This is a genomic window from Tenacibaculum agarivorans (genome assembly GCF_001936575.1).
Classification (GTDB): domain Bacteria; phylum Bacteroidota; class Bacteroidia; order Flavobacteriales; family Flavobacteriaceae; genus Polaribacter; species Polaribacter agarivorans.
Genome location: NZ_MSMP01000040.1, coordinates 16,779 through 37,835 on the forward strand (window position 1 = coordinate 16,779; position 21,057 = coordinate 37,835).

Genomic DNA, 21,057 nt, shown 5'->3' on the forward strand with positions numbered 1-21,057 from the left:
TCTTTTCTATAGATATTCTTTAATTTTAAAAACAATATACATGTCAATCCAACTTACATCTGTCACAAAAACTTATGGCACTCAAAAAGCTGTGAATAATATTTCTTTTGCTGCTCAAAAAGGAGAGATTGTTGGCTTTTTAGGTCCTAATGGTGCAGGAAAATCTACTACAATGAAAATATTAACAGGTTTTATCGATCCTGATGATGGAACTGTTATTGTAGATGATATAGATGTAAAAACAGATACGATTGCTACTCAAAAAAAAATAGGTTATCTACCTGAACATAACCCATTATATACAGACATGTATGTAAAAGAATATTTACAGTTTCATGCTGATATACATCAAACCGAAAAAACTAAAATAACTGAGGTTATTACTAAAGTTGGATTGGAAAAAGAAGCACATAAAAAGATCCGTCAGTTGTCTAAAGGATATCGTCAACGTGTAGGCTTGGCTGCTGCTATTTTACATGATCCTGCAGTATTAATTTTAGACGAACCTACTACGGGATTAGATCCTAATCAACTTATTGAAATTCGTAGTTTAATTAAAGAATTAGGTAAAGATAAAACTGTACTACTTTCTACGCATATTATGCAAGAAGTGGAAGCTGTTTGTGATCGAGTTATTATTATTAATAACGGAGAATTGGTATTAGATAAAAAGTTAGCCGATTTAAAAGACGATAATCTTCAAACCATAAAAGTAACATTCGATTATAAAATAGAAGAACAGTTTCTACAAAGACTAGCTAATATTAAAGAAATTAAAAATAACTATGATAATTCTTGGACATTGGTTTTTGAAAGTCAGGAAGACATGAGACCTAAGTTATTTGACTTTGCTCAAGAATACGAATTAAAAATCCTAGAATTGAACTCTGAAAATAAAAATTTAGAAAGCTTATTTATAGAATTAACGAAATAGCTAAAATTTAAATAACCACTACAACTTTTAACTATAAAAAAAAGCATCTGAATTATCAGATGCTTCGTGTTTTGATAAGAATTGTTTTATTAACAAAAACTAATTCTTAGCTTTCTTCATCATTTTCAATTAAACTAAACATTAATCCCCCAATTCGTGTTTGTCTAATATTTTCTAGATTCAACTAAATGACTAGTCTAAAATTACAGAAATATTAATCATAACACTTTTAAAAATGTTACCTCTTCAAAAAAAACACAAATCACTTAAATACAGTAAATTAAAAATATTTATTATACTAATGTTACTTAAAAACCAATTCAATATTTAAAAAAGTTGATTACTGATTTACTTTCTGTATTTCGTGTTATAAAAAACTAAATTTAATAAGCATCTTTGATATGTAATTAAAACTGATATAAGTGATGATTTTCCCCCAAGTTAATCCTTAGCTTAGTTTTACGATTCTATTGCTGGATTTCCATCCTCATTTATATCAGTTTTGAATATTTCATAAAGTACAAGAGACTAAAAGTTAGTGTTATCAGAAAATCTTATATTTCCCCCAACACTTAGAATGTTTCCCAGCTAATTTTTAGCCTAAAGTTTAAACACCTCTCTCTACAAAGGAGGTGTTTTCAATATAAAGGCTTTTAAAAACTGAAATGAAAAAATATTATTTTAAAACTTTGTCTAAACTATAGAAGTAAAAATTTTTGTTGTCGTTCATAGCAACAAAAAGTCCTTTTGAAAATTTATCTCCTAAATTAGCTGTAACAACATCACATCCGTCTGTTTCAACGGTACTAAGATTAACTGCCTTAACAAATGAATTATCTTTTCTATCAAAAATATTAAACTGTCCTTTTTGTTGATCAGAAACTAAAATATAGCCTGTTCCATCTCCTGTATTTGCTATAGCTATACCTTCAATGTCTTCGTAAAAATAATCTCCTCCAAAACAAGATAGTTCTTCATTACCTTGATCAGGCTCTGCATAGTATTTTCTTACACAAACGCCTTCATCAGAATAATAAACCACACCATAATTATCATCTACAGCAATAGCTTCTATCTCCTTATTCCCACTAAATTTACCAAAGCTTCTAACTAATTTACTCTTTACTCCAATACTATCTACAGTAAATTCGTATTGATGTAAATAATTATCCCTTGGACCAATTTTTCTACTCACAATAGCATATACCTTGCTATTTTTAGGAGACTTATACAAACTTACTCCCATTGGTAAATTATATTCTGGCTTTATTTCTCCTTCAAAAACTTTAAAACCTCCCTGATCTAGTGGCTTCATATCTGGAACTGAAAACATTCTTATTTGTTGCTTTTCACGTTCCGTAAACACCATTATATCTACCTCAGTAGAATCATTTAATTTAAATCCATATTCAATATCAACATTATTAGGACGTCTAATATTGCGGATTGTTTTTTCGTGAATGATTTTACCTCCAAGATCAAATGCATAAATAGCTCCATTTGTTTCTTTATCAGTACCGAAAACAATACTTTTAGATGGATCTTTATGATTAATCCATATTGCAGGATCATCAGTATCATTTAAAGTACTTTCTGTAATTATATCTGGAGTAATTGGTGTTAGTTTACTTTTCTGATTACATCCAGAAAAAACAATACTAAATACAGTAATTACTATCATTTTAATCTTCATCATGATCTCTCTTCTATTTTTTACTCTTGAATAGATCATATTTTAGTCCAATCGCTAACCTTCTACCATAAAATTCAACTTGCTGTGTACGGTTACTTACACTCTGAAAATAACGTAGAGGTTGATCTGTAATATTGGTTACGTCGGCATAAACTCTTAAATTATCATTAATTGCATATCCTACATTGAAATCTAAGAAAAATTGCTCATCATAATATCTATCTTCAAAAGCACTACCTCCTATTTCATCTATGTAAGCATCCGAATAATTTGCTGATAAACGTGCAGTAAACTTTTTATCTGCATAACTTAAAGATCCATTAAACATATATGGCGCTGTATTTGGTAAATCTAAATCTTCTCTTACATCTCCATCTTCATTTCTAATTCCATCTGCGTTAGATGTTAAATAAGTATAATTTAAATACAGGCTGAAGTTTTTTGCAAATCCTGGTAAAAAATCTAACTGACGTTGAAAAGCTATCTCTGTACCAAATATAGAAGCATCATCTCCATTCAAAGGTTGAAAAATATCAAAGTCTGTAGTCCCCACTCCAAAGGTATCATCTGTAGTTTTTGTTTGGAACACATAGGTGAAATCTTGAATTTTTTTGAAGAAAATTCCTGCAGAAATAATCCCAACATTTTTAAAATAATGTTCTCCTAGCAGATCAAAATTCATAGAAGTTGCAGGATCCAAATCTGGATTTCCTAAATAAATTTCTTCATCTCCAGTAACTACATCAGTAAAAGGTACTAAATCTGCATAATTTGGTCTAGCAATAGTATTTGTCCATGCAAAGCGCACAACTGTTTTATCTGTCGCATCATATTTTAGGTGTATTGCCGGAAGTATATTTGTGTAGCTATTAGATCGTGTGATATCTCCTTCATCTTCGTCTTCATCTAAAATATTATTTCCAGTTGCTTCAATATTAGTCGCTTCTAATCTTACTCCTGCTAAAACACTAAGCTTATTCGATAATTTTTGATTAGCCATTACATATCCAGCCCAAACATCTTCTGAAACATTAAAATTATCACGTAAAAACTCATCTGGTACAGTATCACCTCCATTAAGATCTAAACTACCTAACCAAGTTTCATCGGCATAAAAACCTGCTTGATACTGGCTTCCTGCTAAATAATTTCCATCTGTATAATCCTTAGTAGGAATAGATGCTAGTGTAGGAAAAGTACTTTCTAGATCAAACTCAAAGAAGTTATTATCTCTAAGTTTCTTTTTTAAACGACCTCTTGCACCAAATTTTACAGTTCCCTCTCCTTTATTAAAAAAGTCAGCTGGTAGTTCGAAATTAACAAATAGGTTAATATCTTCTTCTTCTGTATACTGATTTTCATTAGTAATTTCACCAAATTCAAAATTAGCTAGATCATTAGCTTCTTGTGCATTTACAGCTGTAAATAATGGAAACTCAGAATTTGAAATATCATTATTAATAATGTATTCTGACTCATACTCTGCATAACGCTCATCTAAACGTTCTTCTGATGCTTTTGCATAAGATGTCATCCAATCCATTTTTAAATTTCCGAATACGTGATCTCCACCTAACGTATAGTTCTGCATACGTTGATCTTCAAGTCTTCTGTTTTTATTTCTACCATTATCAATTCCTCCTTTAGTTTGGCGCTTTACTTCTACTGGAAACCTTGTAGGGGTTCCGTTAGTAATTGTAAAATCTCCTACTTCTATATCTTCAGCATCTAATATTTCATGCTCTAATCGTAAACGATTTTCACGATCATCTCTCCAATTATACATTGTTTTCAAGTATAGATTGTTGTTAGCATTAATCTGGTAATCTAAATTTGCAGAAAAACTACGTCTTACACGCTGTACTAAATATGTTCTTTGTTCAAGGACATTAGTATATGGATTTACCTCAATCTCTTCTTCATCTGTACCATTAAAAAATCCAAACTCGTTTGACCATTCTGCTTCTACATTATCTGATCCAAAATCGTTATCATTTATAGAGGCAGCAAACATCCATCCAAACTTCTTATCCTTTGTTCTATCACCTACTAAAAAAGATCCATTTAAAATTCTTCTATTGGTAATAAAACTAATTCCTGAGCCTAAAGTAGCTGCAACTCTAAATCCTTGAGGAGCTGTTCTAGTCACTAAGTTTACAGAACCACCAAGGGCATCTGCGTCCATGTCTGGTGTTACTGCTTTATTTACTTCTATAGTTTGAATCATATCCGAAGGGATTAAATCCATTTGAATATTTCTGTTGTCTCCTTCTGCTGAAGGAATTCTACTTCCATTAAGCGTTACCGAATTTAACTGTGGAGATAAACCTCTTACAATAATATTTCTGGCTTCTCCTTGATCTACTTGCATGGTGATACCTGGAATTCGTTTTACTGCATCTCCAATATTAGCATCTGGAAATTTACCAATCTGGTCTGTAGACACCACATTAGTAATATTCATATTATTTTTTTGTGTATTTAATGCTCTTGCTTGACCGCTTAAACCAAATGCTGTGATTTCTACCTCATTTAATTGAAATGCATCAGGAGTTAAAGTTAATGCAACTGAAGTAGTCTGATTTTCCGTTACTGAAATTTCTTGCTCTATGTCTTTATATCCTAGATATGAAATCTTTAGTTTATAATTTCCTTGGGGTATAGCAACAAAAGTAAAACGACCATCAAAGTTAGATACTGCTCCTTTTTTTAAAAAAGGTAATAATACATTTGCTCCTGGAACATAAATTCCATTTTCATCAGTAATTATACCTTGAATTGTTCCACTTTGTGCAATAATATTTGCACTGAAGAATAGTGATAGTAGCGTTACAACACTACAAACTAGTTGTTTTTTTAGTTTCATAATAATACATGTTGATTTATCAACAAATTTAGATTTGACAGGGGTTACAGTATCTTAAAACAAGGCAATAAAATAGCTACGAAACGTTTTTTTTTGTATACAACAAGGCAACATTAACTTGGACTTTACTTTCAGATAACAGAGAAGAAATCTCACTTCCTTTTTCTATAAATCTAGCATGAAATTGACTAATTCTTTCTTTGAATTTATAGGAAGTTTTTTTCGTAATCTATATCGAGCTACTCGAACGCTATCAGGAGTTACTCTTAATATAGATGCTATTTCTTTAGATGACATATTTAAACGTAAAAGCATTCCTAATTTGAGTTCTGATGGTGTTAAATTCTCATTAGAAATTGTAGATAGTTTTCTTATAAAATCTGGATGTACTTCACTAAAAATACTATTGAATTCAGTCCATTCGTTTTCTTGATTTAAATTAAAATCAATATCCTTAGCTAAAGATTTAATTGTAGTTCTTTGATCAATATCTTTTCTAGCAACTATGTTTTTTAAATCTTTAGAAACTTGTTCTAAAATTTTATTCTTTTGTGCTACGTGAAGACTATATTTAGACAATGCTGCTGTTTTTAGCTGTACTGCTTTTTGTAAATCTTTTTCTTCTATAGCTTTTTTATCTAACTGAGCTTTCAGCATCCTTTGTTTATACTCCTGAATTTTGAGATTTGCTCTTCTCTTTTTGTAGTAATAAAACATGAATACAACTACTAGAAATAATATAAATAGAAATAAAATCATTAGAATTCTCTGATTTGCTCTACTCACCTTATTTTGTTCTAATAGCAATTGTATTTGAGCTTCCTTTTTCTTACTATCATATTCAGCCTGTAGTACGCTTAGCTGTCCTTGATTTTGATCGACTAAAGCTTTTTGCCCATACTCTTCAGATAACACTCTGTTTGCATATGCTTTTTCAAAATCGTTAGTCAGTGCATATATTTTTGATAGATCTTTATAAGCACTTTCTATTAAATGACTGTCTTTTAATTCTAAAGATAAATCAATGGCTTTTTGTGTAAAAAGAATTGCTTTGGTATAATCTTCCTTTTTTCTATAAATATCTCCTATATTATTAAGTACATTAACTTCAGATTTAGAATTTGTACCTTTAAAAAAAACATATGCCTTTATGAAATATGTATATGCCTTGTCATATTGTATTAAATCTTCATAAATACTTCCTATATTTTCATTTACGGTGGCAACTCCAATATGGTCTTTCAATTGTTCGAAAAGCTGTAAACTCTCTTGTTGATATTTTAAGGCCTCTAAATATTCTCCTTGTTTTTCATGATAATGTCCTAAAAATGACTTTGAGGTAGCTACTCCTTGTATATCATTCATAATTTCGGCATTTTTCCATGCTTCCTCAAAAAAAGTTTTAGCTGAGTTATAATTATTCATGGCTAAATAAGCCTGCCCTAGTTTATTATGTAAAGCCACATAAAAACGTTGTTTTTTTAAACTGTTAGCATGTATAAGTGCATTGTTATAATAAGCTATAGCTTGGGTAAATAAGCCCGCAGAAAAATAATAATTTCCAAATTCAAAGTTACTTTGGGCTATTAGTTTAGAAGAAGAAATTACTTTAGCTTTTTTTAAATTTTCAGTAAGTGTATTGTATAACGCATCATTATTTTGATCAAAGTTTTGCGTATTTACTTTTAAAAAAGATAGTAGTAAAAAACTTACTAAGTATATATTTTTTGCTCCCCACATACATTCACAAATAAATATATTTTGTTGTTAAGTTTTTAAATTAAGCGTTTTATTAAATCGTTATAATTTAATGTTTCTATGATATTAAAAATAGCTTAGGTTCTCCAACCTAAGCTATTTACATCGAATTAAACTTATATTTACATCTGCTCACGCAGATATTCATGAAAAAATTACAATAGCTTCCAATAGTGGAATCGGAAGCCATCATATTAATTTTACTCTATAATAATTTGTTTAACAACTGTTTCTTTTCCAGCTGTAAAATTAAATAGATATTTTCCTTTTGGTAAATTAGTTTGGAAGTTGTAGTCTGACGACTTCTCTTTACCTTCCATATTTTCAATAGTCTTAACCAAAGTTCCTTCAATAGTAAAAATCTGTAATGTAATATTTGATGGATCTTTTACAGTTAACTTAACGTTTACCTCTCCTCTACTAGGGTTCGGATATACCACTACTTGTTCTTTAGTTAATTGTATATCGATATCGTCATTCACTAATATAGGATAATGACATAATTGTTTAGAAACTGAAGACTTAGTTCCATCTGCACATACTGCTATCACTTGCCAAGCAAAACAGCTTCCTTGCAATCCGTTAGATAATAAAACATTAGTATTTGTAGTGTATATTGGAGCTATAGAAATACTCACTTTACAACATTTAACTTCTATATTTCCTGGTGAACTTATAATATAAGAAACCGCTCCTGGTACAGGGTCCCAACTTAACGAATTTCCGTGATCTTTTAAATTGATTGGTGCTGTTAAACCTTCACAGTCTTTTTCACATTCATAAATGATTTCATCTTTATAGGTACATGTATCTTTACCATTTGACGAAGGGGTAACTACAGTGACATCATAAGTGGTGTTTACATTACCCCAACGAATGTTTTGATTCGCATATAAGCCATCACTCCAAGTAATAGAGTTAAAATTTGTTACTAAATTACCAGAACCGTCTACCACTCTAATGATAAACAATCCCGTATCACAAGGATCACAATTTTCTGCTCCTGATCTATAATTATTTAAGAAATCAACATGCTTTTCATAGTTTTCTCTATCTACTTTTAGTTCTCTATCCTCTAATTGTGATTTCAATACATCAACATCACTATCAGTAGGACACTTATATGCTTTTAGTTGAATATCATCATTACAACATACCACATCAAACTCTAAATTATAAATACAACCATCAGGCATGGTTAAAGTTAATTTCCAATGATCTGCATCTGTTGCTACCACAATATCATTAGTACTAGTATCTCCTGTAACAGTATTTGTCCAGCTGAATGTAGCTCCATTTAAAATAGTGATGATATTTCCATACTTATCTTTCACTTTTAGAGGGAAAGAATCTAATGCACATGGATCTTCACAATATGGAAAAATCTCAGGATTATCTACACAACAATCACGTTCTAAAGCAATTCTTGTTTCTTGCCACGGACAGTTATTCGTCCAAACCCCATGCTTAACATAATATGATTTATTAGGATCTAAATTGGTAAACGTAAAACTTGTTCCTCCCTGAATGGCTCCTACAGCTCCAATAGTATCAGCATCTGAAGTAGAACCTTGTACATTTGTTTCTAATAATAACCACCATTGATTAGGGTCTGAATCTGTTGCTGTTACTGTAACATCATATACTCCATCATGACAATAATAATCTAATGTAAAACCAGAGGACATGGAAGCTTCTTTATATGTGAATCGATGCGTTTCAAAAGACCAACCACATTGTGGATGATTAATAGCCAACTTTACCTCATAAGTAGTTCCTGCTTGGAAGGTAACATTTGGTACTCCATTATTCTTAAAGACATCAGTAATATTAATCGGAGCGTTTAAACTTCCTGTTGCCCAACCATTAACTGGCTGTTGAGAAATCCACGATAATGTACCATTACCATTAACTTCCCATAAATCCATAAAATAACTTCCTGTATTTAGGGTAGCTGAAGCATCTAAAAACACATCTTCACACAAGTTAAATTCAGTATCTTGAGTTCCATTTTCATGTTCAAAATGAAAAGCAACATCTTGATTGTCATCACAAGTAATGTGACAAATATTAACCTCTGAAATTCTTACCTCTATTTGAGGATTGGGTGCTGCTGGGTTACTTGGATAAAACCACAGATTGTTGAAGTTACTTCCTGCAATAAATGTAAACTGATACGTAGTACTATTGTTTCCTCCACTCCAGATATTTTGTCCCATAATCTGTTGATTAGGGTTTGTAATTGCTGGTATTGGATTACCTCCTCCTACACTTTGTGCTCCTACAATTGCAGCTTGAGTTAAAAATACATTCATAGAACAATTTTGATTAGGAGCCGGTGTAGCAGCATTGGTTCCTGCATCTAACGTAAATGAAACACAGTACTCTTCACCTTGCACAAAATTATATCCCGAATAATTTACTCCTTCACCAATTATATTACCTGATCTGTAAGACCAAAGCCATACAGAATTACTACCCCAACTTGGAGATCCATGCGAATTACTCCAACCCTGAGTTCTACTTACAGGAATATTTTGACAATCCCCATCAGTACATTGTTGTCCGTAGGTAGTTACAAAGCCTACTAGGAACATTACTATTAGTATTATTTTTTTCATTCTATTGAATTTACATAGTTATTCACCTACTCTATTTTCGCTTTTCGGTTTGCGCGATCATTGGATTTTGATTGTAAAACATTAGGAGGATCAACCCTAAAAGCAATTGCTTATTTACCCTAAGGAGTTTATAAAAAAGAAAAGGTTACCCAAAAATTTTCAGTTTTCGGTGATCAGTTAACAATGATCAATTTGTGTAACTGGTATTCATTTATTTATCGCTAGCAAGGAACTTGATCCAATCATGATCATTGTTTATTGATTACTGAACTAGTTATAGGAAGCCATAAAAAAAGTCCTGAAATATCAGGACTTTTTTACTCGTTATTATTTACTTTATTAGTTAATCACCCAAACTCCTAAATCTGTACAGCCATTAGGATTCAAGGTTACTGTGGATAAATCGATAGTAGTACAATGCATATACGGAGAGCTTCCTATAGAACATGATCCAGAATTCCCTCCTGTTGGTGTTAAAAGACATGCTAACAATTTGAAAACACTATTCGGGCACACATCAAACTCAATATAACCATTAGCATCAGGAGTCTTATGTCCATCTGTACCGTTATACGTTAATCCTTGTGCTATAACATTACAATAACTAAATGGTGTACCATCTGGATTTTCCATTTTTATACGTACACAAACCAACTGATCTGCACATGGATCATCTGCATTCCAAGAACTGTTTACTGTATTTATTTGTCCTAATAATTGATTCCCTCTACGAATAAATTCTCCTTGTAATGCCCAATATCCAGTTTCTTCATCTAACACATATAAGTTTGTGACATCTGGCGTTTCATCTACTGTTACTGGTAATGCCACATCAATAACGCTATCTTCATTTAAGGTTAAAGGAATATCTTCTCCTGCTACACTTGCTGTTACTTCAACCATTCCAAAAGATGTTAATGGATATAGAGTTCCTCCTCTTCTATCTTGTGCAATAAAACTTGCAGGCGCACTCTGTAAATCATCTAAATCAGTAACATCTATATGACTCGCTTGCAATGCTACTTTACCAGTATAAGGTTTACCATTTAAATTGAATGAGTTTGGCGATATTGCTAACATAAGGTGATCTTCAAATACAAATTTCCCTCCTTCTCTAGCATCAAAGAATTGACTTCTATTTCTTTCAGATAAAAAGAATATAAAAGCATCATTTTTATCTACTCTTTTAATAGCGGTAACATAATCTTTATGTTCTATTTTTAAGACACTTCCAGGCTCTAAAACACCTTTTCTAAAATCTACATACCCTTTTTTATCACTAACGGCAACAATTTTATCATTCAATTTTAGTGTTGCATTGGCTACAGGTTCTCCTTTAGGATTTAATACTCTTCCTGATTGTTCTCCAAGGTTTTCTCTTACTACTATTGTTTCTGTGCTGTTTTCTTCTTGATTGCTAGTAATCTCCTCGTCCTTACATGAATTGAATACTAATAAAGACATGACTAACAATACCAAAATAAGATTTAGTTTTTTCATTTTTTTAAATTTTGATTAGTGTACCTACTCTCTTTTTCGCTTTTCGGTATTCGCGATTGTATGTATTGGGAGATCAACCCCAAAAGCAATTGCTTGTTTGTTGTAAGGAGTCATGAGAATTAGAAAGGTTACCCGTTAAATTTTCAGTTTTCGGGGATCATTTAATAGTGATCAATTCTTTTCATATGTAGGCGGAGATGCCGTAGTATTTTAAACTCTTATCATTCCGGTCTTGATTTTTGTGAAGTCTGTCTTAAGCTTATCGAAGGTTTTGTTAAGCTAACAACAGAAGGATTTTGAAAGGTTTTTTTAAATAATTGAATATATTATAAATCGATTAAAAGCAGCGCTTTTGAATCTTCTTCGCAGAATAAAATTTCATTTCGTTAAGAAATCTCGAAGCCTTGGAGAGATTTTAGGAATGAAATTTGGTTTTTAGCATTTGCTAAAAAATTCATTGAAAAAGTGTCCTTTTTTTGGTTCGTTTTTTTGGACAAGCAAAAAAATGAACAGGAAACATAATAAAAGTACGAATCTTCATAACTTCGTTATATAATGGACAAGGGAGAGGAAATACAGTTCATCAACAAACCAAATAAATCAATTTATTTCAGCGTTTTAAAAAAATCATAGTACCGACTTTAGAGAAACATAATAGAGAGCTATTTGACGCCTCTATAATTCTACTAAACTTGATTCAGCACAACTTTACTTTTGATTTCGATAAACTCAATCACCAGTAAAATTACTTGAGTGAAAAAATTTCTTACTGAAAACTAGCATTACATAAAAATTTACAGAACTTTAACTTGTAAACCTCCATCAATACCTATACTTTTAGAAAAAAATTAATTATCATGAAAAAAATTGTATGTATCCTAGTTGCTGTAATATCATTTACTTTACAAAGTTGTACCGACACATCTGTAGTAGAAGCAGAAACTACTGCTAAAATTGAAGATGATGATACCTTAACTCAACTACAAAATGCACAAGCGGATTTAGTAACAAAATTATCAAATAATACTAGTGAAGGTGGAGTAGAGTAACTTATTCCTTCATTTTCTTTTTTAATTTTAAAAAGAACCAACTAATCCATACAATTAGTAGTAATACACCTAGTATGGCTACTAATTGTAGTTTTTCACTAAAAAAAGAATTGGTTAAATTAATACTGGCTATATCGCCTACCAAAATATTTCCTCCCCAATACAAAGGAGAGGCTTCTGTACCTTGATGTGTTTTTAAATAGTGTAGCTTTGCTTGTCGTAATGCTTTGGATTTTGAAACTCCTTCTTTGAGTTGTTTATAGAAAGACACCATAATTTGTTGATTGGCTTTATCATTGGTGGCCCATAAACTAGAGACTACACTTTTTGCTCCTCCATAGAAAAAACCTCTAGTTAAACTCATAACGCCTTCTCCTAATTTCAGCTCTCCTAAAGATGTTTTACACGCACTTAAGGTTACTAAATCATGTTGGTTTTTATAACCGTATAATTCCTGTAAGGAAAGTTTATGATCATGAAAAGCAATCCAAGGATCGATACTATTTCCAACCTCAGCATGAGTGGCTAAGTGTAATGCTTTATAATTACCTCCTTGATCTAAAAAACTCGTTTTAGTCGCTTGATTATTTAACAATAGATTCCCTGAGAAAATAGTTGCTAACGCATTCGCTTCTGTATTTGTGTAGTGTAATGAAGGTAACTGTAAGCTTTCAAAATCCACAGGAGCAACAGCTAAAAATGAGTCTTTTGCATTTCTTGTAAGATTATTATTATTCTCCAAATACGATATAGAGTATGCATAACTGATCTCAGCTTCTTTTAATAGATAATCAGTAGTATTTTTTAACGTAGTTAAGGTTTCAAAAGACAATTCCTGTAGCCTATAATCAGGTATGATAATCACCTGTTTGTCCTTGAGCTCTTCATAAATTGCTTGAGGAATCAATTTTTGAAACAGTCTATTTGCTGTTGTACAAAAAGCTTGTTGTTGTTCCGTTGTTACAAATTTTTGAGTCACTATATTTTGATAATCTTCTAAATCTTTAGGTAATGTATTGGCGTTGGTGATTTCAAATACTAAAGGTTTTGTTCCTCCTATCAACATTCCATATCCTTTTGCATCCGTTGTAATGTATTGTAGAAAAAGAGTATTTTGAGTGTTGGCCGTTGTCTCCGCTTTTTCATAGGAAATAATTGGTATTTGTTTTTTATACTTCCCATACTCTGGATAGGCTACCACCAAAGAATCTACAAAAGTTGCATAAGCTCGTTTGGAAAGGTATAACTGACGTTGCAAACTATCTTTACGGTTTTCTTTTTTAGCCATTACCTGTTGCAATTGACTTTCTACAGTATTGATATGAGTTTTTAGCTGTACTTCTTTATTCGCTAAGGTTAGAGGCAGTTTGGCATTTTCAATAGCTTGATAATTGGAAATATCTTCTAGCAATAAAATGGCTTTATTCTTCTCCATAAAATAGAAGGCTTCTTCAGGTTTATTTAAAAGAAAACAAACTTCTACTGCTCCTACATATAAAGACGCTCCTTGTTCTCGCCAATATAATTTTGATTTATATTCTGAACTTTCAAAACGAATAATATCAATAAGTTGATCAGCCGTTTTAAACGTTTCCAATGCATATCTCAAATACTCTAATTTTTTCTCTGCCTTGTAGTACTGTATCCATCCTTTTGCTTTTTGCGTTAGATGATGTAATAAGAAATACTTTTGCTGAACTAGTCCTAATATTTTTTTCGAAAGTTTCTGTTTTGGGTTAAAATTGGTTTTAGTAAGTATATTAATTGCCTTTTGGAATTGTTTTAATCCTAATTGATACTCTTTTTGTGCTATATAAATATCCCCAATATTTTCATATACAGGTGAGTACATTGGGTCATAGAGAATTGCTTTATTAAAATTTAAAAAAGCGCTTTTGTAGTTACCATTTTTAGAATATGATTGCCCTAAACTATTATAGGTTCTAGCTACATTAATAGACTTTTTTTTATTAATTACTTTCAATATTTTTTCAAAAAAAATAATCGCTTTCTCATAATTTCCATTTTCTAACAATCTATTTCCTTCTATCTGATCTAAACGATTATGGTATCTTGTCCTCTTTTTAGTTAAAAGATTTAATAAAGAATCTGCTTTTCGAACATCTTCTTTAATGTTTTTTGAAAACCTTTTAAGCCCCATAAAAGAATATACCATCGCTCTATATTGATATGCTTGTATTGTTTTCTCTCTCCAAAGAGTATCTTTATACGATAAACGTATAAGAGTATTTAAATTATTTAAGGTCTTATAAAAATCACCTGTTTTCATATATATATTTGAAAGCTCTCTTAAAGATTTTAGAGTATTAGAATCTACTTCACTTATTTCTTTAATTTGTTCGAAATAATCAATTGCTTTAAAATAATTCTTTTGCTTAGCATAAAAGTACCCCAGATTATATAAAGTTCCTTTTATTGATTTCGAATTCACATTGTGTTCCTTTTTTAGCTTAAGAGCTTTCTCTGTATAAGAAATAGCTTTTTCTAAATATGCTCTATTTTTCATATCTAATAAAAAGAACCACTTTCCATATTCTTGGTAACAATTAGCTAAATCTTCTGGAATTAAACGAGATTTATTATTTTTTATAAACTCTTCAACTTTCTTTTCTTTTGTATTATTGGATAATTTGGAATTAAGAATATTTTTTAAACTATCTAAACTTTTTTGGGAAAATCCTGAGAAAGGTAGTATCAGAAAAATACTTAATATAAATATTAGAGCTCTAAATTTCATACTCTAAAAATATAAAATTCAAAACTCTAATTTTTATTTTTTATTTCTAAACTTATCTATTAAGCCAAGGAAAAGGTCCGATTGGATCTGGAACTCTATAATTCCCTATTATCATTACATTACTATTATTAATTTTATCTCTTAAACTATGATCTTTATAACAGCTTGCTATTACTTCAGATTTTAATAGTCTTGGAGCAGTATTAGCTCGATGATATAATGCTGCCGCTCTAGCCGTTACCACAGGACAAGAAAAAGAAGTCCCTCGTAATGGTATATCATAAATTATTTGATTCGATTTTCTCCCTTTTATCAAAGTTAAATCATAATCAAATGCAGCAACTATATCTATACTTGTATTTCCATAATTTGATTCTGGTGCTAAATTATATCCTGATATATATAGTGCACCTAAATAAGGAACTGAGGATAATTCACTATTTACTATATAACCGCCTACAGCTAATAAATTATCGGATTTATATCCTGAAGGAAAATGTTCGTTTCCATCAGAATCAGTATTTTTTTCATCATTTCCAGCTGAAGCCATTAGCAATAAATTATTTGAATTTTCCTCCACAATTTTCTCAAAAATTATTTGGCTTTTAAGATTATAAAATCCAAAACTACAATTTACCATAAACGGCTTCTTTTTTGAGGCTATATATTGTAAACTACATAATATATTAAAATAAGTACCTTTTCCATCTTGATCAAATGCTTTTACTGGTAATATTTGATACGGTATATTTTCTTGTGTTAAGATATCTCTAATAATTGCAGATACAAATGTTCCATGTCCATGGTCATCTCTTACATCATGATCATTATTTACAAAATCCCAACCAGAAACTTCATTTCCTAAACAATTTGAAGTGTCATTAGCTCCATTGTATAAAAATGGGGTATCAAAATAATCATAATTAACTCCAGTATCAATAACTGCTATGTTTACCCTATCTTCTGTAGTATTTGGATGTACCATTTGCTCTAATTGATGCATATAACCATTCATAATACTTTGATCTTTTTCTTTAATAAAAAAAGAGAATTGAAAGTCTGCATTTAAATCTGCAACACCATCTTCATCTACATCGTGTGGCCCCACTAAATCTTCAACCCCCCCATTAGGATTAAGAAAATTTACAGTCCATAATTCAATATTAGAATTATCACAATTACATTTTTCGACCTTCTTTATCTTAAAGTTATACCTATCTTCTAATATTTCTTTTATTTTATCTTTTTTTATCTTTGTTATCTTTTTATCGGTATACTCAACAACTATTTGATCTTTTACAATATCTGGTGCCAATGGATTTTTTTTAACCATTTTTTGGTTTGAAATCATTATTGCTGATTTCTCAGTAGTTTCTTCATTATACAATAGTTCATCTTCAGCACATGCTCCTAAGCCTATTATTAGTGTTAGTATTGCTATTACTTTAGTAAAATTTTTCATAATCATTCTGTTTTTTAATTCTATTATTATGTCATTGTTTGCTAAAAGGAAGGCAAACATATAAAAAGGTTACCCCTTTTTTTTCATTAGTTGTGGGATTTAGTGAAACTCCTCAATACAGCTAAGGATTTACCCTTATGTTAAAAAGTTCATTTCCTTTGTTGTATACTATTTAATATCCGTTAATTTTGCGGGTGAAATCAGAATCAACTACTTTTAAGCCTATATGAATACTGACTATTTTTTACAAAGCTTGGTTAATGGAGATAATGTAGGAATTGGCAAAATTTATACCACACTATTCCCTAAAGTTAGAGCCTATATTATGAAAAGAGATGGTAGTGAGGATGATGCTAAAGATATTATGCAAAAAGCATTGATTCAACTTTCTGCTAGAGCTCAAGACAAAAACTTCAAATTAACCTCTAGTTTTGAGGGCTATTTTATCACCATTTGTAAAAATTTATGGATTAGAGAAGTAAAAAAATCAAAACTTAGGGTAACCAATCCTACCGTAATTGATCTAGTAAGTGATGATATGGAGATAGCAATGAGCATTTACGAGCAAGAAAAGTGGGATCTTTTCCAAGAAAAATTACATGCGGTTTCAGAAAATTGTAGAGAATTACTCAAACTATTCTTTACGAAAGTATCGTATAAAAAAATAGCGGAACTCAAAGATTATGCTTCTGTAAATACAGTAAAGCAACGCATATTTAAATGTAAGTCGAAGCTTAAAGATGCTATTCAGTCAGATCGTCGTTATCAACATTTAAAGCACCTCTAAAATTAATCACATGGATTATACTAACAAAATAGAGAAATTTCTTACTAAGGAAATGGATGAACAGGAACGACTGGAATTCCTAAAAGAGCTAGAGACGAATGCAGAATTGAAAGATGCAATTGCTATATATTCATCAATGCGTTCTATTTATGATGATGAAGATTGGGAACTTTCTACTTTAGATAAAAAAGATCCTAGACTCACTACATCTTTAGATTTTTTACAAAGTGAAAAAGGAAAACAAATTGCAGCTGTTATTCAACAAGAAAAGGATACATATTTTGCTGAAATTCCTAAACAACAAAAGGGTATTCGAAAAATGATTATAACCTTTGGTTCTATCGCTGCTATTTTTATTATAGGTTTTTTCCTAAGTAAAAACTTTACTACTGCTAGTAATTTTGAATTGTATAGTGACTATAAAAATAATTGGGAAGAATTACCGTCTTTAACTGTTAGAGGCAATGCTGATACCTTAACTGAAGTGGAAACATTATTTAAACAACAAAATTATGCTAAAGCTTCTGAGCTTTTAGAGCACTATTTAAAAAACAACACCAATTCTTTAGACCCGCAATTGTTATTGTATTCTGGTATTTTACAATTGGAGTTGAATAAAAATGAAGAAGCTATAGAAACATTTACAACGCTTTTACAAAGTAATACCTTAGATGCTTATAAAGCACATTGGTATCTTGCTCTTTCTTATCTAAAATTAGACAATACTGCTTCAGCTAAACAAGAGTTACAAAAGATAGTGTCTACTAATTCAAACTTTAAGTACAAAGAAGCGCAGGAGTTATTGGAGGAAATTGAGTAGTAAATAGAGAGATGTTTATTATTTTAATTAACGTAAGTACTATGTAATTTCACCTTGAATTCCTTATAAACACAAGGAGGTCTTTGCGAAGCAGTGCAACGGATGAAGCAATCTTTGTCTTAAAAACGATATTTTCGTTATTAAAGTAATAGATTACTTCTTCATTTCACTATGTTTCATTCATCGTAAAGACGTGATTGACTGATTTACATGTTTAAAAATGTATTCTTACATCGAACTCAAAACTCAAAAGTTATGAATTGACAAAGATGAATTTACAACGATGCTAATAAACTAGAAAAGTCTTTTGTCTTCTATATTTTTATTAAAAAAGATGAAAAGTGGAAGTTTATAAAGCTTTGTATGACTATCTATGCTTATTACGCTAAAAATAGAAAGCGACGATGTAATCTCATGTTTGGAGTTGACCATTTTTAGTACAAAGTCAGTATAAATTTTAACTGAGTTTCAAATACTGCTTACTGCCTAAAATAATGTATCAAATGCTTCTTTAAGATTTTTAAACACCTTACTACTCCCTGCTGCTTTCATTTCTACTGCTGAATATTTAGATATAATACCAATGGGTTGCATACCCGCAGATTTTGCTGCTGTAATTCCAGTTAAACTATCTTCAAAAACCCATAAATCTTTAAAATCTTCTTTAACAAAACCCAAAGTTCTAGCTAAAGTAATATAAGCTTCTGGTGCTGGTTTTGGCTTTTTATAGTCTTCTACTCCAAAAACCACTGGAAAGTTTAACTTTAAATGTTGTATAGATTGTTTTAAAAATAATTTTGTGGCATTACTTGCTATTCCATAGGGGATTTGATTCGTAGATAGATAGTCTGTAAATTCTATAACACCAGACAATAAATTCGGAACCTTGAAATACAGTTCTAAATGTTTATCCTTTAAATAAAATAACTCTTCAGATTGTTCTCCTTTACCTATTTGCTCACAAAAATACGCTGCAATTTTTCTTGGCGATTTCCCTACATGACTTTTAGGATAAGGTGCAATCTCCTTATTAAATAACTCATTAAATGCTGATGACCAAGCGGAATAATGACTTTCAAAACTATCTACTACCACTCCATCAAAATCAAATAAAACTCCTTTAGGCATATACATGTTTCTTTTCTTTCTCATTAAATAAATCTGTTAAGTACGGATTCAAAAATTTATTCGTAGGATCAAACGAACTACGTAAGTTTTTGAAATCTTCCCATTTTTCATATACTTGAGAAAGCTCCTCATCTTTTGCTTTGAAACGTTTTCCCCAATGTGGTCTTCCTCCATACTTTAGAAAAATTCTTTCTACACTTTTAAAAGCCTCATAAGAATCGGCAGTAGCAGCATTTCTAGATACACATCCCATAGTTACAGTATCTTGTTTATATGCATAACTTAACCAAGAATTATCTTTATATAGAAAACGAACATCCATAGGAATATGTATAAACGACCTGTTAGACCATTTATTAATTTCTTCTTTTAGTTCTTCAAATACTTTTGGAAACATATCTAAACCAATAGTCCACTCTGCTAATTCTAACGTAGATCCTCTAGATTTGGTAACGGTTGCCTGATACAAAGAGCCTTTATGCTCTTTAGTAGCTCTAAAGAAACCTCTATATAGTAATTTGTTTGCCACTGCTGTAAACCAAGGAAAAATATGTGTGTATTTATATAGAATTTTAGATGCTTTTCTTCGATGCTTTAAATATTTTGGCCCTAAGTCTTCTTCTATTGCTGTATCTGGGTCTATTTTATCTCCAGTAATTACATAACCTTTATTAGTGTGTGGTAACCATAATACTCTTAAAAAATCATGCTTTTGTAAGCGTTCATTAATTTTCGCTAGCCACTGTGAATCACTTTCAGGATGTTCTTTAACATGCAATGTATATATATCTTCACATGAAAAAGTTATAGTAGAAAATACACCTAGTACTCCTAATGATACCCGAACAGCATCCATTAATTCTTCCCCTTCATGAATCTCTTTTATACTACCATCTGCTAGTACTAATCTGCATTGCGTTACATATTCACTTAATAATTTACCACTAGTTCCATGTGTTCCTGTTGTTAACGCACCACCAACAGTAACCGTGTTAATATCTGGTAAACAAGGAATACACCAACCTTTAGCTTCTACGGCTTCTAACAAATCTTTCAATAATACTCCTGACTGTACTGTTATGGTTTTAGCTGCATCATCAAACGCAAGTATTTTATTGTAAGCTGTAATATCCAATAAGGTTTCTGTTCCTGCGGCTATATCTGCTGAAGATTGTTTGCTACCAAAAAAACGTATCTTTTCACTTTTAGCAATCACTTCTTGTAACTCTTGTTCTGTTTTTATGGTGTATAATGACTTATAATTATACTTTAAGTTTTCATTCCAACTAACCCAAACTCCGTTTTTACTTTGTTTCATGAATATTAAATAATGCTAAACAAAAATACAGTGTTTTTATTTAATTAACACAAAATTATTGTAAAACATAAGACTGACTAAACAAGGAGAAATTTCACCTCAAGCCTATGACAAAACCGCACATAATTCTCTTATCTGATAAGGATCGTGTTATACAATTAAATTGATGAAAATAGTACAATGATAGAACATAGTTGGGTGTTGAAATTTCATTCTCTTTAACCATTTACTCTATCAAAAATCCTTTTTTACGATTTTTGGAATATAATTTCACATAAGTATTTTGTCGAGGATTTATCATTGACATCTTTTTTAAACACCTGAAAAAAAATATTTAAATAAAAAAACTATATTTCCTCTCCT

13 protein-coding genes are annotated in these 21,057 nt (G+C 30.7%); 4 read left to right on the plus strand and 9 right to left on the minus strand.

The features are described from left to right. Positions 1 to 40 precede the first annotated feature (40 nt). A complete protein-coding gene (gene gldA, locus BVC87_RS20275; protein ID WP_075344237.1) occupies positions 41 to 934 on the plus strand; it encodes a gliding motility-associated ABC transporter ATP-binding subunit GldA in 894 nt (297 codons plus the stop codon). A 676-nt stretch (positions 935 to 1,610) separates the two neighbouring features. Here the strand turns inward: gldA and BVC87_RS20280 are convergent. The 5 genes from BVC87_RS20280 to BVC87_RS20300 all read right to left on the minus strand — a co-directional run bounded on the left by BVC87_RS20280 (position 1,611) and on the right by BVC87_RS20300 (position 11,372). Continuing rightward, entirely contained in the window at positions 1,611 to 2,666 is a 1,056-nt protein-coding gene (locus BVC87_RS20280) for a phytase (RefSeq protein WP_075344238.1), read from the minus strand. Further along, positions 2,641 to 5,493, minus strand: a complete 2,853-nt coding sequence (locus BVC87_RS20285) for a TonB-dependent receptor (protein ID WP_083629660.1) — start codon at positions 5,491 to 5,493, stop codon at positions 2,641 to 2,643. Before BVC87_RS20285 ends, BVC87_RS20280 begins: the two co-directional genes overlap by 26 nt. Before the next feature lie 165 nt (positions 5,494 to 5,658). Beyond that, positions 5,659 to 7,233, minus strand: a complete 1,575-nt coding sequence (locus tag BVC87_RS20290; RefSeq protein WP_075344239.1) for a tetratricopeptide repeat protein — start codon at positions 7,231 to 7,233, stop codon at positions 5,659 to 5,661. Between the two features lie 218 nt (positions 7,234 to 7,451). Further along, positions 7,452 to 9,872 (minus strand): T9SS type A sorting domain-containing protein, encoded by a 2,421-nt coding sequence (locus BVC87_RS20295; RefSeq protein ID WP_083629661.1) that lies wholly within the window; start codon positions 9,870 to 9,872, stop codon positions 7,452 to 7,454. A gap of 339 nt (positions 9,873 to 10,211) precedes the next feature. Continuing rightward, entirely contained in the window at positions 10,212 to 11,372 is a 1,161-nt protein-coding gene (locus tag BVC87_RS20300) for a carboxypeptidase-like regulatory domain-containing protein (protein ID WP_143569863.1), read from the minus strand. Positions 11,373 to 12,229: 857 nt separating this feature from the next. On the opposite strand from BVC87_RS20300, the gene BVC87_RS20305 reads away from it, so the two are divergent. Then, positions 12,230 to 12,421, plus strand: a complete 192-nt coding sequence (locus tag BVC87_RS20305) for a hypothetical protein (protein WP_075344242.1) — start codon at positions 12,230 to 12,232, stop codon at positions 12,419 to 12,421. Between the two features lies 1 nt (position 12,422). Here BVC87_RS20305 and BVC87_RS20310 read toward each other — a convergent pair whose 3' ends face one another. Further along, entirely contained in the window at positions 12,423 to 15,179 is a 2,757-nt protein-coding gene (locus BVC87_RS20310; RefSeq protein WP_075344243.1) for a CHAT domain-containing protein, read from the minus strand. A gap of 52 nt (positions 15,180 to 15,231) precedes the next feature. Beyond that, on the minus strand, positions 15,232 to 16,641 hold the full coding sequence (locus BVC87_RS20315; RefSeq protein WP_159439398.1) for a S8 family serine peptidase: 1,410 nt from the start codon (positions 16,639 to 16,641) through the stop codon (positions 15,232 to 15,234). 226 nt (positions 16,642 to 16,867) lie between these two features. Here BVC87_RS20315 and BVC87_RS20320 point away from each other — a divergent pair, with 226 nt between their 5' ends. Continuing rightward, complete coding sequence (locus BVC87_RS20320) at positions 16,868 to 17,428, plus strand: RNA polymerase sigma factor (protein WP_075344245.1); 561 nt, start codon at positions 16,868 to 16,870, stop codon at positions 17,426 to 17,428. Between the two features lie 10 nt (positions 17,429 to 17,438). Further along, positions 17,439 to 18,248: a tetratricopeptide repeat protein gene (locus BVC87_RS20325; RefSeq protein ID WP_075344246.1), complete on the plus strand. Its 810-nt coding sequence runs from the start codon at positions 17,439 to 17,441 to the stop codon at positions 18,246 to 18,248. A gap of 486 nt (positions 18,249 to 18,734) precedes the next feature. Here the strand turns inward: BVC87_RS20325 and BVC87_RS20330 are convergent, their stop codons facing one another. Further along, positions 18,735 to 19,400 (minus strand): HAD family hydrolase, encoded by a 666-nt coding sequence (locus BVC87_RS20330; protein ID WP_234974701.1) that lies wholly within the window; start codon positions 19,398 to 19,400, stop codon positions 18,735 to 18,737. After that, positions 19,369 to 20,694, minus strand: a complete 1,326-nt coding sequence (locus BVC87_RS20335) for a D-arabinono-1,4-lactone oxidase (protein ID WP_075344247.1) — start codon at positions 20,692 to 20,694, stop codon at positions 19,369 to 19,371. Before BVC87_RS20335 ends, BVC87_RS20330 begins: the two co-directional genes overlap by 32 nt. Positions 20,695 to 21,057: the final 363 nt, after the last annotated feature.

What these genes read in the sequence shown, in the direction of transcription:
- gldA (WP_075344237.1), top strand. Translation starts at nt 41, where the DNA reads ATGTCAATCCAACTTACATCTGTCACAAAAACTTATGGCACTCAAAAA.
- BVC87_RS20280 (WP_075344238.1), bottom strand. Translation starts at nt 2,666, where the DNA reads ATGATCTATTCAAGAGTAAAAAATAGAAGAGAGATCATGATGAAGATT.
- BVC87_RS20285 (WP_083629660.1), bottom strand. Translation starts at nt 5,493, where the DNA reads ATGAAACTAAAAAAACAACTAGTTTGTAGTGTTGTAACGCTACTATCA.
- BVC87_RS20290 (WP_075344239.1), bottom strand. Translation starts at nt 7,233, where the DNA reads ATGTGGGGAGCAAAAAATATATACTTAGTAAGTTTTTTACTACTATCT.
- BVC87_RS20295 (WP_083629661.1), bottom strand. Translation starts at nt 9,872, where the DNA reads ATGAAAAAAATAATACTAATAGTAATGTTCCTAGTAGGCTTTGTAACT.
- BVC87_RS20300 (WP_143569863.1), bottom strand. Translation starts at nt 11,372, where the DNA reads ATGAAAAAACTAAATCTTATTTTGGTATTGTTAGTCATGTCTTTATTA.
- BVC87_RS20305 (WP_075344242.1), top strand. Translation starts at nt 12,230, where the DNA reads ATGAAAAAAATTGTATGTATCCTAGTTGCTGTAATATCATTTACTTTA.
- BVC87_RS20310 (WP_075344243.1), bottom strand. Translation starts at nt 15,179, where the DNA reads ATGAAATTTAGAGCTCTAATATTTATATTAAGTATTTTTCTGATACTA.
- BVC87_RS20315 (WP_159439398.1), bottom strand. Translation starts at nt 16,641, where the DNA reads ATGAAAAATTTTACTAAAGTAATAGCAATACTAACACTAATAATAGGC.
- BVC87_RS20320 (WP_075344245.1), top strand. Translation starts at nt 16,868, where the DNA reads ATGAATACTGACTATTTTTTACAAAGCTTGGTTAATGGAGATAATGTA.
- BVC87_RS20325 (WP_075344246.1), top strand. Translation starts at nt 17,439, where the DNA reads ATGGATTATACTAACAAAATAGAGAAATTTCTTACTAAGGAAATGGAT.
- BVC87_RS20330 (WP_234974701.1), bottom strand. Translation starts at nt 19,400, where the DNA reads ATGAGAAAGAAAAGAAACATGTATATGCCTAAAGGAGTTTTATTTGAT.
- BVC87_RS20335 (WP_075344247.1), bottom strand. Translation starts at nt 20,694, where the DNA reads ATGAAACAAAGTAAAAACGGAGTTTGGGTTAGTTGGAATGAAAACTTA.